This window comes from Luteibacter sp. SG786 (assembly GCF_011759605.1).
GTDB lineage: Bacteria > Pseudomonadota > Gammaproteobacteria > Xanthomonadales > Rhodanobacteraceae > Luteibacter.
On the sequence record NZ_JAAOYX010000003.1, the window covers coordinates 462,817 to 476,313 of the forward strand.

At 67.7% G+C, this 13,497-nt stretch carries 12 protein-coding genes and 1 other RNA gene; 10 read left to right on the plus strand and 3 right to left on the minus strand.

From position 1 onward, the window contains the following. The first annotated feature begins 63 nt into the window (after nt 1–63). On the plus strand, nt 64–1,314 hold the full coding sequence (locus FHS47_RS18015) for an acetylornithine/succinylornithine family transaminase (protein ID WP_167031461.1): 1,251 nt from the start codon (nt 64–66) through the stop codon (nt 1,312–1,314). 3 nt (nt 1,315–1,317) lie between these two features. Continuing rightward, nucleotides 1,318–2,022 (plus strand): HAD family hydrolase, encoded by a 705-nt coding sequence (locus FHS47_RS18020; RefSeq protein ID WP_167031463.1) that lies wholly within the window; start codon nt 1,318–1,320, stop codon nt 2,020–2,022. A gap of 20 nt (nt 2,023–2,042) precedes the next feature. On the opposite strand, the gene FHS47_RS18025 is transcribed toward FHS47_RS18020, so the two are convergent. The 3 genes from FHS47_RS18025 to rsmI all read right to left on the minus strand — a co-directional run bounded on the left by FHS47_RS18025 (nt 2,043) and on the right by rsmI (nt 5,267). Beyond that, complete coding sequence (locus FHS47_RS18025; RefSeq protein WP_167031465.1) at nt 2,043–2,414, minus strand: YraN family protein; 372 nt, start codon at nt 2,412–2,414, stop codon at nt 2,043–2,045. Nucleotides 2,415–2,443: 29 nt separating this feature from the next. Next, on the minus strand, nt 2,444–4,243 hold the full coding sequence (locus FHS47_RS18030) for a penicillin-binding protein activator (RefSeq protein WP_167031468.1): 1,800 nt from the start codon (nt 4,241–4,243) through the stop codon (nt 2,444–2,446). Nucleotides 4,244–4,439: 196 nt separating this feature from the next. Further along, nucleotides 4,440–5,267, minus strand: coding sequence for a 16S rRNA (cytidine(1402)-2'-O)-methyltransferase (rsmI, locus tag FHS47_RS18035; protein ID WP_167031471.1), 828 nt, complete (start codon nt 5,265–5,267; stop codon nt 4,440–4,442). A gap of 61 nt (nt 5,268–5,328) precedes the next feature. Here rsmI and rnpB point away from each other — a divergent pair. The 8 genes from rnpB (at nt 5,329) to mraY (ending at nt 13,491) form a co-directional block, all read left to right on the plus strand. Then, nucleotides 5,329–5,694, plus strand: an RNA gene (gene rnpB, locus FHS47_RS18040) — RNase P RNA component class A. A gap of 380 nt (nt 5,695–6,074) precedes the next feature. After that, the gene (mraZ, locus tag FHS47_RS18045; RefSeq protein ID WP_167031474.1) at nt 6,075–6,521 is read left to right on the plus strand and encodes a division/cell wall cluster transcriptional repressor MraZ; all 447 of its coding nucleotides are present in this window, start codon (nt 6,075–6,077) and stop codon (nt 6,519–6,521) included. Between the two features lie 49 nt (nt 6,522–6,570). Next, the gene (rsmH, locus tag FHS47_RS18050; RefSeq protein WP_167031476.1) at nt 6,571–7,494 is read left to right on the plus strand and encodes a 16S rRNA (cytosine(1402)-N(4))-methyltransferase RsmH; all 924 of its coding nucleotides are present in this window, start codon (nt 6,571–6,573) and stop codon (nt 7,492–7,494) included. Continuing rightward, the gene (ftsL, locus tag FHS47_RS18055; RefSeq protein WP_166699598.1) at nt 7,491–7,763 is read left to right on the plus strand and encodes a cell division protein FtsL; all 273 of its coding nucleotides are present in this window, start codon (nt 7,491–7,493) and stop codon (nt 7,761–7,763) included. The genes rsmH and ftsL overlap by 4 nt, the downstream gene beginning before the upstream one ends. After that, a complete protein-coding gene (locus FHS47_RS18060) occupies nt 7,760–9,568 on the plus strand; it encodes a penicillin-binding protein 2 (protein WP_208382130.1) in 1,809 nt (602 codons plus the stop codon). Before ftsL ends, FHS47_RS18060 begins: the two co-directional genes overlap by 4 nt. Further along, nucleotides 9,565–11,058: a UDP-N-acetylmuramoyl-L-alanyl-D-glutamate--2,6-diaminopimelate ligase gene (locus FHS47_RS18065; RefSeq protein ID WP_167031479.1), complete on the plus strand. Its 1,494-nt coding sequence runs from the start codon at nt 9,565–9,567 to the stop codon at nt 11,056–11,058. The genes FHS47_RS18060 and FHS47_RS18065 overlap by 4 nt, the downstream gene beginning before the upstream one ends. Beyond that, nucleotides 11,055–12,419 (plus strand): UDP-N-acetylmuramoyl-tripeptide--D-alanyl-D-alanine ligase, encoded by a 1,365-nt coding sequence (murF, locus tag FHS47_RS18070; protein WP_167031482.1) that lies wholly within the window; start codon nt 11,055–11,057, stop codon nt 12,417–12,419. Before FHS47_RS18065 ends, murF begins: the two co-directional genes overlap by 4 nt. Next, a complete protein-coding gene (mraY, locus tag FHS47_RS18075; protein ID WP_167031485.1) occupies nt 12,409–13,491 on the plus strand; it encodes a phospho-N-acetylmuramoyl-pentapeptide-transferase in 1,083 nt (360 codons plus the stop codon). Before murF ends, mraY begins: the two co-directional genes overlap by 11 nt. The last annotated feature ends 6 nt before the right edge of the window (nt 13,492–13,497 follow it).

Consider the following 13,497-nt stretch of genomic DNA (forward strand, 5'->3'; position numbering starts at 1 on the left):
GCATGCGTTGTCGGCACATCCCGCGCCTTAGTACGATGCCCCTCCTAACCGGAGTCGCAAGTCATGTCGTCGTCGCACCCTGCCGAACCGTCCGATCTCATCGCCCTGGGCAAGCGTTACTGGCTTTCCGTCTACCGGCCGCGCGACGTCGTGCTCGACCACGGCAAGGGCGCCCGGGTGTGGGATACGGAAGGCCGCGATTACCTCGACTTCGGCGCGGGCATCGCCGTGAACGCGCTGGGCCATCAGGACCCCGACCTGGTCGATGCCCTGGTGGCACAGGCGCACAAGCTCTGGCATGCCAGCAACGTGTTCTACTCCGAGCCGCCGTTACGGCTTGCCGCCGAACTCGTGGACCACGCGCCGTTCGCAGAGCGCGTTTTCCTGTGCAATTCGGGTACGGAGGCCAACGAGGCCGCCATCAAGCTCGTGCGCAAGTGGGCCGCCTCGCAAGGCAGATCGCCCGAGCAGCGCGTGATCGTCACCTTCACCGGTTCCTTCCACGGCCGCACTCTGGCCGCTGTCACCGCCACGGCGCAGCCGAAGTACCAGGAGGGCTACGAACCGTTGCCCGGCGGCTTCCGCTACGTGCCTTTCAACGATCCCGCGGCGCTGGAAGAGGCATTCGCGCAGGGCGGCGTGGCGGCCGTCATGCTGGAGCCCGTGCAGGGGGAGGGCGGCGTGATGCCGGCCGAGCCGGGCTTCCTCAAGAAGGTGCGGGAGCTCTGCGACGCGCATGGCGCGCTGATGGTGCTCGACGAGATCCAGTGCGGCATGGGCCGCACCGGCACGCTGTTCGCGCACACGCATGACCACGTCACGCCGGACATCGTCACCCTCGCCAAAGCCCTGGGCGCCGGTTTCCCGATCGGCGCCATGCTGGTCGGGCCGAAGGTGGCCGACGTGATGCAGTTCGGCGCGCACGGAACGACCTTCGGCGGCAATCCGATGGCCGCCGCCGTGGCGCGCGTGGCCCTGGAGAAGATCGCCTCGCCGGCCGTGCTGCTCAACGTGGAGCGGCAGGGCAACGACATTCGTGCGGGCCTCGCGAAGATCAACCACGAACTGCACCTGTTTTCCGAGGTACGCGGCCGCGGCCTCATGATCGGCGCGGTGCTGGACACGCTGTACAAGGGGCGCGCTGGCGAGATTCTCGACCTCGCCGCCGCGCACGGCTTGCTCATCCTGCAGGCGGGGCCCGATGTGCTGCGCATCGTGCCGCCCCTGACCATTTCCGACGAGGAGACCGCGGAAGGCCTCGAGCGGCTGGCGGCCGCCCTGGCGGCGTTCGCCAGCGAAGCGAAGGTGGCCTGATCCGTGCCGGCCAAAGACCCTATCGTTTTCCTTTTCGACGTCGACAACACACTGATCGACAATGATCGATTCAGCACCGACCTCGCCGCGCAGCTTGAGTTGGAGCTAGGCCTGGAGGGCCCGGCCCGATACGCGGCGGTCGACACGCAGATCCGCGCCGACGTGGGGTATGCGGACTACCTCGGCGCCCTGCAGCGTTTGCGCGGCAAGGGCGGCGATCCGGCCTACCTGCGTCTGTCGTTCTTCCTGCTCGATTACCCGTTCGACGAGCGCCGGTTCCCGGGCGTGCCCGAGACGATCGCACACCTGCGCAGCATGGGGCGCCCAGTCATCCTGTCCGACGGCGACACCGTGTTCCAGCCCCGGAAGATCCGTCGGGCGGGACTGTGGGAGGTGTTCGAAGAGGACGTGCTCATCTACGTGCACAAGGAAGACATGCTCGACGACATCCGGGCGCGCTACCCGGCGGACCACTACGTGATGGTGGACGACAAGCCGCGCATCCTCGTCGCGATGAAGAAGCTGCTGGGCGACAAGGTGACCACGGTGTTCGTTCGCCAGGGCCACTATGCCGCCGCCGCGGGCAAGGACCTGGAAGAAACCCCGCCGGACATCACGGTGGGCGCCGTGGCGGAACTGGCGCGGATGCGCCGCGAGGATTTCCTCTGTGGGAGCCGCTATAGCGGCGAGAAGCCAACGGAGCGGTAAAGCGGGGGAGTGTCACTCCCTCACGCCTCGAAGGCGCCGCGGACCCACTCCATGTCGTCGCCTTCGAATGCCAGCACGTCGAAGCGGCTGGGCCGCCGCGCGTCGTGCGGATGCCACGCCATCCACAGGTGCGCCGCGCTGATCAGCTTGCGCCGCTTGGCCATGGTCACCGAGGCCAGCGGCCCGCCGAAGGCTCCGTCGCGGCGATAGCGGACCTCGACGAAGACGAGGGTTTCGCCGTCGCGCATCACCAGGTCGATCTCGCCATGGCGGCAGAGGAAATTGGCCCGCACAAGCCGTAGCCCGCGCGACTCGAGGAACTCCCGCGCCTGCGCCTCGAACCGGTTGCCGGTGGCGCGGCGCGGTGTGGTTTTCTTCGTGGGTGGGGCCATGCGAACACTCCCTGTTCGCGCCCTCGGGATCAGCCGCCGCCGCTCTCGACGTTCGGGGCCGTGGCGGGCGCTTCGAGTTCGAGGCTACCCGCGACCGGACGGGCCACGCCGTCGGCGAAACGCGCCCAGATGAGTACGCGGCGCACGCGTCCGAATTCGTCCGCGACCAGTTGGCCCGTGGCGCCGGGCAGGTAGCTGCCGGGATGGCCGCGCATCCAGTCGATGTACGGAACCAGGCCCCAGGCGTCCATGCCGAAGGCGAACAGGCGCCCGCTCACGCCCTTCGTTGCCGGCAGCGCGTCGGTAAGCGAGGCACGGCGGGGCAGGCCCGACTGCGCGTCGAACAGCCACGGTGCGTCGCAGAATTCCACGCCCTCGAGGTCGCGGTCGGCCGTCGGGTCGTCGCCGCCCGCATAGACGTGCGAGGTGGCGAACACCGGAAGGGTGTTCTTCGCGAGGCGCAACTGCGGAAGGAGAAGGCGGGCCTGCTGCGGCTTCATGCTGATGAAGACGCCGCTGGTGGCCGGGTCCTGGCCCACCGGTTCGGACAGCTGCGAAGCGAAATCGATGCTGTTCGCGTCGAGCGTGACCTGGCTTGCCAGGGTACCGCCGCGCGCCTGCCACTCGGCCTTGAATGCGTTGCCCGCGCGGCGCGCGAAATCGTCGGTGGAAACGATCAGCGTGGCGGTCCGCAAGCCGCGGTCTGCCATATGGTCGGCGGCCTGCGCGCCCTCGGTTTCGGGAAGCAGGCCGAACTCGTTGGCACCCGCCGGCGGCAGGTTTCTGTTGTCGTTCGGATAGTTCAGCGTGAGCATCGGTGCGGGAAGTGCGCCCTTCGCGAAGATGGCCGAAACGCCGTCGCGATTGAGCGGGCCGACGACAAAGCGGGCACCCTCGGCCACGGCCTTGTCGTAGGCGGCGACGGCGTGCTGCGCATCGTTGCCGGAGTCGTACACGGCGATGTCCGGTCGCGGTGCACCCGTGTGCGCCGCTTCGAGGTAGTTCGCGAAGAACCCGTCGCGGATCGCGGCGCCCGCACCGGCTAGGGGGCCGGACAACGGGAGCAGCAGGGCGACCTTGCCAGGCACCTTGTAACCCTCGCGGACGCCCTTGTCGCCAGTGACCGTGCCCACGGCCTGGTCGAGCACGGCGGGTGCGCGGTTCACGTTGCCGAGCTGGGCCTGCGCCTCGACGACCCAGGGCTTCATGGGATCGTTCGCCGGCAGGGAACTGCCGCGCTCGGCAAGGGGCTGCGCACCGAGGCCGGTGAGCAGGGCGAGGATTTCCTTGCGGTTCTGCTCGCGGTCGACACCGCGCAACTGGCGGTCGAGTTCGATGCGGGTCTGGGCGGCACTCCAGGGATCGCCGGCCGCCGCTTGCGCACGCGCCCGGAGTTCGGCAAGCCGCTGGTCGATCTGCGGCGACACGCGCGCGGCAGGCTTGCCGGTGAGCGACAGCGCCGTTTTCGCGTCGTTGTTCTTCAGGGCGATCTCGGCGCGCAGCGCGTCGAAGCGCAGGGCGTCTTCGCCCTCCAGGCGCGAACGGCGAATGTCGGCCACGACCGGTGCGGCGCGATCGAGGGCGCCTTCCTGGCGGTATGCCTCGGCGGCCAGCAGCTTGTAGTAATCGCGATGGCTGCCGTCCTGGTCGGCCAGGGCGAGGTAGGCCTGGGCAGCCTGGTCGAACTGGCCTTTCGTGTAGAGGGCCTGGGCCGCCTGCGTGGCGGCGCCGGACGGCGGCGCGCCATGCTGCACGCCGCCCTGGGTTACGCAGCCGGCAAGGCCGGCGGAAAGCAGGAGGCCGAGGGTGGCCGCACGGATCGATCGCATCGGGTGATGTTCCTTGGCTGCACGGGCGCCTTTCGGCACCGAAACGTCCGGATCATAGCCCATCGATTCGCGAGGCCGGCGTGAGGCGGAACCCGCTTTGTGTGGGAGCCGCTTCAGCGGCGATGAGTGCTCGCCTCAGGCTTGCCCGCTGCCGCGGGATCGCCGCTGAAGCGGCTCCCACATGAGTCGGGCCGTCTCAGGCGCCATAGAGCGCCTTGCGTGGCGCCCCGGTGATCGCCGCCGCGAGCTTCGCCGCTTTGGCGGGCGGCAGTTCGTCCTTGAGGATGGCAAAGACGCGCAGCCCTTCGGCGAGGCGCTCGTCTTCCCCGGCTTCCCTTCCGGCGACCATCACCACGAACTCGCCCTTCTGCTGGTTGGGATCGTCGGCCACCGTGCCGGCCAGCGCTTCGAGGGTGCCATCGAGCACGGTCTCGAACATCTTGGTGAGTTCCCGTGCGACGACGGCCTCGCGATCGGCGCCGAAGGTATCGCGCATGTCCTGGAGCGATTCCAGGATGCGATGCGACGACTCGTAGAAGATGAGCGTGCGCGCTTCGCCCGCCAGTTCGCCCAGCCGCGCCCGGCGCGCTCCGGGCTTCGCGGGTAGGAAGCCTTCGAAGACGAACCGGTCGCTGGGCAGGCCGGCGACGGAGAGCGCCGCGACCACGGCGCTGGGACCGGGCACGGGACTCACCCGGAGGCCGGCGGCGCGCGCCGCCCGGACGAGCCGGAAGCCGGGGTCGCTGATCAGCGGAGTGCCCGCATCGGATACGAGCGCGACGTCGTCGCCGCCGCGCAGGCGCTCCACGAGGCCATCGACCGCGGTGCGCTCGTTGTGGTCGTGCAGCGCCACCAGTGGCGTGTCGATGCCAAGGTGCTGGAGGAGAGGACGCGTATGCCGGGTGTCTTCCGCGGCGATTACTTTCACCCGCCGCAAGGTCTCGACGGCGCGCGCACCGATGTCGTCGCGATGCCCGATGGGGGTGGCGACGACATGGAGGATGCCGGGACGGGTGTTGGGCATGGGGTCGGGGATTTTCGGGGCGGGGGTGGGGATTGTAGGGGATGGGGCTATACTTCCCCATGGAGTCGGCCGGACAGTCGCGTCGCGCCTCGTGCGCGTCGAGGAAAGTCCGGGCTCCACAGGGCAGGGTGCCAGGTAACGCCTGGGCAGCGTGAGCTGACGGCCAGTGCAACAGAGAGCAGACCGCCGATGGCCCCGAAAGGGGATCAGGTAAGGGTGAAAGGGTGCGGTAAGAGCGCACCGCGTGCGGGGCTAACGTCGCACGGCACGGTAAACCCCACCCGGAGCAAGACCAAATAAGGGAACCATGACGCGGCCCGCGTCGTTCCCGGGTAGGTTGCTAGAGCCTGGCGGCGACGCCAGGCCGAGAAGAATGACTGTCACGTCGCAAGACGCACAGAACCCGGCTTACAGGCCGACTCCTTTTTCTTCTGCAAAGCACCGCGGCGTCCCGTTTCCGGGGCGCCGCGGCTTTTGTGTAGGAGCCGCCATGGCGGCCAGAGCTGCTTGCCTCGCGGCTTCCTCGTTCCGTCGGCTCCTCGCCGCCATGGCGGCTCCCGCAGTCGCCTGCGAATGAATGCCGATTCAGTCCCAGGCGTTTTCGTACCGCTGAAAACACGAAGTCCGTCGCAAAAACTCCCCACGATTCAATCACCTTCCACCAGTTCCTCAGAAATGGCTGGAAATAGTGATCAAGCTGTCCTTTCTCTTTGATTCACAAGAAAAATTTCCTTGACAGTCTCAGGGCGCGAGACTATCGTGGGCCCCGGTGAGAAATCGTGGGATTTGGTGGGGCAACCAGCAGACATGTTCCAAGGCGAGACAGCCATCACGGTCGACGACAAGGGTCGTCTGACGATCCCGACTTCGTATCGGGACGCCGTGGCTGACGCCTGCAAGAACCGTTTGGTGGTCACCTACAACCCCTTCGAAACCGGGTGCCTCTGGATCTTTCCGTACGCGGAATGGGAACAGGTTCGCGACCAGGTCAACGCGCTTCCGAGCGTCAAGGCCGTCCACCGTGCCTTGCAGATGAAGCTGGTGGGCGCGGCGGCCATCGTCGAACCCGACGGGGCCGCGCGCATCCTCCTGCCGGCCAGTCAGCGCGCGGCTGCCGGGATAGAAAAGAAAGCCGTCCTCCTGGGTATGGGCAACAAGTTCGAGCTTTGGAGCGAACAGGCCCACCTCGCGAAGATCCGCCAGACGATCGGCGAGGACGAGATCAGCGACGACATGGCGGAACTGCGGTTGTGACGACGAACTAATTCAGAGGTTTTCGGTGGAACGGGAGCGGGATGTGGCGATGGCGGGGCGCGATGCGCACATCCCTGTGATGCTCGACGAAGTGTTGGAGGGCCTCGCCTTGCGCGAGAACGGGCGCTACCTCGATGGGACTTTCGGCCGCGGCGGGCATGCGCGGGCGATCCTTGCCCGCCTTTCAGCCGAAGGTCGCCTGTTCCTCATGGATCGCGATCCCACGGCCATTGCCGTCGCCGAAGCGGGCCTCGCCACCGATCCGCGCGTGTCGCTGCGCCACGACAACTTCGCCACCATGGGCGAATGGGCCGCCCTCGAAGGTGGCCTCGACGGCATCCTGCTCGATCTGGGCGTGTCCTCGCCGCAGCTGGATGACGCTAGCCGCGGTTTCAGCTTCATGGCCGATGCGCCGCTCGATATGCGCATGGACACCACGCGCGGCATCAGTGCCGCCGATTTTCTCGCCGAGGCCGACGAGGCGGACATCGCCGACGTGCTCTGGACCTTCGGTGAAGAGCGCTTCAGCCGCCGCATTGCCAAGGCCATCGTGGAGCGCCGTGCCACCGCGCCCATCCTGCGTACCGGCGAACTCGCCGAGCTGGTCGCCCGTTGCGTGGGCCGCCGCGAACCGGGCAAGAATCCCGCCACCCGCACCTTCCAGGCCCTGCGCATCCGCGTGAACGCCGAACTGGAATCCGTGGAGCGCGGCCTCGCTGCCGCCCTGGAATTGCTCAAGGTGGGCGGCCGCCTCGCCGTGATCAGCTTCCACTCGCTGGAAGACCGCACCGTCAAGCAGTTCATCCGCGGTCACGAAGGCCGTGTGCAAGGCAGCCGGCGCGCGCCGCCGGCGGAAGCCAAGGCCGCCCGTCTCAAGCCGGTCGGCAAGGCGATCTTTCCTTCCGATGCGGAAGTGGCGCGGAATCCCCGCGCGCGCTCGGCCGTGCTGCGCATCGCGGAGAAGGTCGCATGAAGGTCTTCGGCGCCATCTGCCTCTCGATCCTGCTGCTGGCGGTCATTGCCAGCGCGATCGGTGTGGTGTGGACGCGCCACGAAAGCCGCGTGCTGTTCGTCGAACTCTCGCGCCTGCAGACGCAGAAGGACGATCTGGGCGTGGAATACGGCCGCCTCGAACTGGAACAGGCGACCTACGCCGAGCCCGCGCGCATCGATGCCGAAGCCCGCGGCAAGCTCGGCATGTTCACGCCGAAGCCGCAGGACATCCAGTTGGTGCGTCGATGAAGGCGCGCTACGGTAAACCCGTGGTGCCCAGCCGCCGCCGCGGCCAGGGCCCCAGCCCGCGCAAGCGCATGACGGTGGTGGTCGCGCTCCTCTGCGTGGCGGCGTCCGGTCTGGTCGTGCGCGCGTTCGACCTCCAGGTGGTGCGCAAGCAGTTCTACCAGGACCAGGGCGACGCGCGTTTCCTGCGTGAGATGCCCATCGCGGTATCGCGCGGCACCATCTTCGACCGCAACGGCGAGCCGCTGGCGGTATCCACGCCGGTGGCGTCGATCTGGGCGAATCCGCCGGAAGTGCTCGAGAACGAGGATCGCATCCCGGAACTCGCAAAGGCCCTGCACGTCGACGCCGACGATCTGAAGCAGAAGATCGCCCAGCGTGCCGATAAGGAATTCATGTACATCGCGCGCCAGATGCGGCCGGAAGACGCGCAAGCCATCGTCGACCTGAAGATTCCGGGCATCGCGGCGCAACGCGAATATCGCCGTTACTACCCGTCGGGCGCGGTGAACAGCCATATCCTCGGCTTCACCAACATCGACGACCACGGCCAGGAGGGCCTGGAACTGGCGTTTGACGAGTGGCTGGCCGGCAAGCCCGGTGCGAAGCGCGTGATCCGCGATCGCATGGGCCATGTGGTCGAAGACGTGGAACTGGTGCGCGAGCCGCAGCCGGGCCGCGACATCACCCTGTCGATCGACCGCCGCATCCAGTACCTCGCGTACAGCGCACTGAAGGACACGCTGGATAAGAACAAGGCCGATTCGGGTTCCATCGTCATGATGGACGTGCATACCGGCGAAGTGCTGGCGATGGCGAACCTGCCGTCGTTCAACCCAAACGCGGTGCGCGGCAGCACGCCGTCCGAGCGGCGCAACCGCGCGGTCACCGACGTGGTCGAGCCGGGTTCGACGATGAAGGCCTTCACGATGGCTGCGGCCCTCACGAGCGGCAAATACACGCCCACGGCGCCGCTGATCGAGACCTCGCCCGGCACCTGGATGATCGGTGGCCATCCGGTGCGCGATACGCACAACTGGGGCACGCTCACGCCGACCGGCGTCATCACGAAGTCGTCGAACGTCGGCGCGGCCAAGATCGCGATGACCCTGGACACCGACTTCCTCTACGGCGTGTACAAATCCTTCGGCCTCGGCAACAGCACGGGCAGCGGCTTCCCGGGCGAGGCCGCCGGCTACCTGCCGGTGGGACGCACCTGGAAGCCGATCGAGAAATCGCGCCTCGCCTACGGCTACAACCTCAACCTGACGCCGTTGCAGCTGGCCAGCGGCTACGCGGCGATCGCCAACGGCGGTGCCCTGCGGGCGCCGAGCTTCATCAAGGGCGCCGACAATCCGCCCAACCAGGTCGTGACTCCTGAAGTGGCGCACGAGCTCGTACGCATGCTCGAAACGGTGGTGGCGCCGGGCGGCACCGGTTACGGCTTCGCCTCCGTCGCCAACTACAGCGTGGCCGGCAAGACCGGCACCTCGCACAAGAATTCGGTCGGCGGCTACTACTCGAACAACTACATCTCGCTTTTCGTCGGCATGATCCCGGCGAGTGCGCCGCGCCTCGTCACGGTGGTGGTCATCAACGATCCGAAAGGCGGCCGCTACTACGGCGGCTCGGTCGCGGGCCCCGCCTTTGCCCAGGTCATGACCGGCGCCGTGCGCCTGCTCGACATCCCACCGGACAACGTCGGCCGCTGGTACGCGGGTGGACCGAGCCAGGGTGGGCTGATCGGCACGAGCAACGCGCCACCGCCACAGGCGGACGACAGCGCGGCGGAAGAGGTGGTCCCATGACCATGCGGCTCGCCGACCTGCTCGACGGATTCGCCGATGCTTCCAGCGCCGGCGATATCGTCGTTTCGGGCCTCAGCCTCGACTCGCGCGACATCGCGTCCGGCAACGCGTTCGTCGCGCTGCGGGGCACGAAGGGCCATGGCATCGATTTCGCCGCCAAGGCCGTTGCCCAGGGTGCCGCCGCGATCCTGGCCGAGCCGCCGTTCGCCGAGGGCGACGCCGGCGTGCCGGTCATCACGGTGGAAGGGTTGCGCGAGAAGGCAGGCCCGATGGCGGCGCGCTTTTTCGGCGATCCGTCGGACGCGCTCGACATCGTCGGCGTCACCGGCACCAACGGCAAGACCTCCACCGTGCAGCTCGTCGCGCAGGCGCTGGCCTTCCTCGGTCGCAAGCCGGCCACGATCGGCACGCTCGGTGCGGGCATGCATGGCGCGATCGCCGAGGGCGAGCGCACCACGCCGGATGCCATCAGCATGCAGGCGCTGCTCGGCGAGTTCCGCGACGCCGGTGCCACGCACGTGGCCATGGAAGTCTCCTCGCACGCGCTGGAGCAGGGGCGCGTGAACGGCGTCGCCTTCGACGTAGCAGTGTTCACCAACCTCACGCGCGACCACCTCGACTATCACGGCACGATGGAAGCGTACGGCGCGGCCAAGGCGAAGCTCTTCGCGTTCGAAGGCCTGCGCGCCGCCGTCGTGAACGTCGACGATCCGTTCGGCTTGAAGCTGGCCAAGGGACTTTCCGAGCACGTGGCGAAGCTGCGCACGTCCATGGCGACCGACAGCACGGAGAAAGACGCGGAGATCCGCGCCGACATCGTCGTGACGTCGGCGAAAGGCCTGTCGTTCAACCTGATCACGCCGTGGGGCATGCGCACCGTTCGCAGTGCGCTGCTCGGCCGTTTCAACGTGCACAACCTGCTTGCCGTGGCCGCCGTCCTCGGGGCGCTGGGCGAGCCGTTCGACCGCATCCATGCCGCGCTCGAATCGCTGGAACCGGTGAATGGCCGCATGAGCCGGCTGGGCGGCGATGGCCGCAAGCCGCTCGTGGTGGTCGACTACTCGCATACGCCCGATTCGCTGAAGCAAGCGCTGCTGGCGCTGCGTTCGCACACGAAAGGTCGCCTCATCTGCGTGTTCGGCGCCGGTGGCGACCGCGACCAGGGCAAGCGTCCGTTGATGGCTGCCATCGCCGAACGCCTGGCCGACGTGGTCATCGTCACAGACGACAATCCGCGCACCGAAGACGGCGACGCCATCGTCGCGCAGATCGTCGCCGGCTTCAGCCACCCCGACGTCGTGACGATCGAGCGCGATCGGGCCCAGGCCATCGCCCTGGCCATCGCCGATGCGAAGGCCGACGACGTCGTGCTGATCGCCGGCAAGGGTCACGAAACCTACCAGGAAGGCCCGGAGGGCAAGCGTCCCTTCGACGATCTCGCCGTCGCCGCCGAGGCGATGGCATCGAGCAAGAAGGGAGCCCGCGCATGATGCGCCTGTCCGCCGTCGCCCTCTGGACCCGAGGCCGCCTCCAGGGCGCCGACGTCGAGGTCACCGGCTTTTCCATCGATACCCGCACGCTGAAGCCCGACGACCTGTTCGTGGCCCTGCCGGGTGAGCGCGTCGACGCGCACGATTTCGTCGCCGTCGCGCGCGAACGGGGCGCTGCCGGCGCGCTGGTGACCCGTCCCGTGGATGTGGCCATTCCGCAGGTGATTGTCGACGATACCCAGCTTGCCCTGGGCGACCTCGCGAGCGCGGTGCGCGCCCAGAGCGACGTGCGCGTCATCGGCATCACGGGCTCGAACGGCAAGACCACAGTGAAGACGCTCACCGCGTCGATCCTGTCGCGCCACGGCCGCACCCACGTCAATGCCGGCAACTTCAACAACGAGATCGGCATGCCGCTGACCTTGCTGGCCATGCCGCGGGATACGCGCTACGCCGTTCTCGAGATGGGCGCAGGCAAGCCCGGCGACATCGACTACCTGGCCGCCATCGCACGGCCCGATATCGGTCTCGTCAATTCCATCGCGGCGGCGCACCTTGAGCGGATGGGCACGATCGAAGGCGTCGCCGAAACCAAGGGCGCACTGTACCGGTCGCTTCCCCCGGACGGCGTGGCCATCGTGAATGCCGACGACGAGCGCTTCGCGGGCTTCTTCGCCAACCTCGCCGGGTCGCGCCGCATCCTGCGCTATGCGCTCAGCCACCGTGCGGACATTGGTGCGGATATCGTCGAGGAGCGCATCGATGGCACCCATTTCGTGCTGTCCACGCCGCATGGCGACGGCGACGTGCATCTTCCGCTGCCGGGCCGCCACAACGTGGCGAACGCGCTTGCCGCCGCGGCGATCGCCACGGCGCTGGACGTGCCGGTCGACGTCATCGTCGAAGGGCTTGAGCACGTGCCGCACGTTGCCGGACGGCTCGACCTTGAACCGATGCCGGGCGGCTGGACCCTCGTCGACGACAGCTACAACGCCAACCCCGGTTCCACCGCCGCAGCGATCGATACCCTCGCGCTGGCCCGTGGTGAACGCTGGCTCGTGCTCGGCGACATGGCCGAACTTGGTCCCGATGCGCTGAAGCTGCACGCCGGCATCGGCCGCTACGCGCGCGAGCGCGGCATCGAGCGCCTTCTCGCCACGGGCGTCAAGAGCGCCGCGGCGGTGGAGGCCTTCGGCCCGGGCGCCCAGCATTTCGACACGCAGGAAGCCCTGATCGAAGCGGCCTGCGCACAGATCCACGAAGGCGTTACCTGCCTCGTGAAGGGGTCGCGCTCGTCCGGCATGGACCGGGTGGTCGCAGCGATGAAGAAGTATGCCGAAGGAGCCTCCGATGCTGCTTGAACTGGCGGAATGGATGGCACGGCACTTCGCGTCGCTGCATCTGTTCCAGTACATCACCTTCCGCGCCATCATGGCCGCGCTCACCGCGCTGGCCGTATCGCTGCTGCTGGGGCCCGTGCTGATCCGCAAGCTAGCCGCGCTGAAAGCGGGGCAGGTGGTGCGCAGCGACGGCCCGCAAACGCACCTGTCGAAGGCGGGTACGCCGACCATGGGCGGGCTGCTGATCCTGTTCGCCGTGGCCATCGCCACATTGCTCTGGGCCGACCTCGGCAGCCGCTACGTGTGGGTGGTGCTGCTGGTCACCATGCTGTTCGGCGTCATCGGCTTCTACGACGATTACCGCAAGCTGGTGCTGAAGGACAGCCGTGGGCTCGCCAGCCGCTGGAAGTACTTCTGGCAGTCGGTATTCGGCCTCGGGGCGGCGGTGTTCCTCTACAAGACCCACCAGCTTCCCGCCGAGATCGCCCTTTACGTGCCGCTGTTCAAACAGGTGGCGATTCCGCTCGGCGTGCTTTTCGTGGTTGTCGGCTATTTCATCATCGTCGGGTTCTCCAACGCGGTGAACCTCACCGACGGCCTGGACGGGCTGGCCATCATGCCGAGCGTGCTGGTGTCCGGTGCCCTGGGCATCTTCGCCTACCTCGCGGGCAACAAGGTGTTCTCCGAGTACCTGGGCATCCCGTCCATTCCCGGCGCCGGCGAACTGGCGATCTTCTGCAGCGCGCTGGCGGGCGCCGGACTCGGCTTCCTCTGGTTCAACACGTACCCGGCGCAGGTCTTCATGGGCGACGTGGGCGCGCTCGCCATCGGTGCCGCGCTCGGTTGCGTGGCGCTGATCGTGCGCCAGGAAATCGTGCTTCTGGTCATGGGCGGCGTGTTCGTGATGGAGACCGCCTCGGTGATGCTCCAGGTCGGAAGCTTCAAGCTGCGCGGCAAACGCATTTTCCGCATGGCGCCCATCCACCACCACTTCGAACTGAAAGGCTGGCCCGAGCCCCGGGTCATCGTTCGTTTCTGGATCATCAGCGTCGTGCTGGTGCTCATCGGTCTGGCAACCTTGAAGGTGCGTTGAGAAAGC

Excerpts from the sequence above, each read along its gene's own strand:
- rsmI (WP_167031471.1), bottom strand. The coding sequence starts at position 5,267 with ATGCCCAACACCCGTCCCGGCATCCTCCATGTCGTCGCCACCCCCATC.
- ftsL (WP_166699598.1), top strand. The coding sequence starts at position 7,491 with ATGAAGGTCTTCGGCGCCATCTGCCTCTCGATCCTGCTGCTGGCGGTC.
- murF (WP_167031482.1), top strand. The coding sequence starts at position 11,055 with ATGATGCGCCTGTCCGCCGTCGCCCTCTGGACCCGAGGCCGCCTCCAG.
- FHS47_RS18030 (WP_167031468.1), bottom strand. The coding sequence starts at position 4,243 with ATGCGATCGATCCGTGCGGCCACCCTCGGCCTCCTGCTTTCCGCCGGC.
- FHS47_RS18065 (WP_167031479.1), top strand. The coding sequence starts at position 9,565 with ATGACCATGCGGCTCGCCGACCTGCTCGACGGATTCGCCGATGCTTCC.
- FHS47_RS18060 (WP_208382130.1), top strand. The coding sequence starts at position 7,760 with ATGAAGGCGCGCTACGGTAAACCCGTGGTGCCCAGCCGCCGCCGCGGC.
- FHS47_RS18025 (WP_167031465.1), bottom strand. The coding sequence starts at position 2,414 with ATGGCCCCACCCACGAAGAAAACCACACCGCGCCGCGCCACCGGCAAC.
- mraZ (WP_167031474.1), top strand. The coding sequence starts at position 6,075 with ATGTTCCAAGGCGAGACAGCCATCACGGTCGACGACAAGGGTCGTCTG.
- rsmH (WP_167031476.1), top strand. The coding sequence starts at position 6,571 with ATGGCGGGGCGCGATGCGCACATCCCTGTGATGCTCGACGAAGTGTTG.
- FHS47_RS18015 (WP_167031461.1), top strand. The coding sequence starts at position 64 with ATGTCGTCGTCGCACCCTGCCGAACCGTCCGATCTCATCGCCCTGGGC.
- mraY (WP_167031485.1), top strand. The coding sequence starts at position 12,409 with ATGCTGCTTGAACTGGCGGAATGGATGGCACGGCACTTCGCGTCGCTG.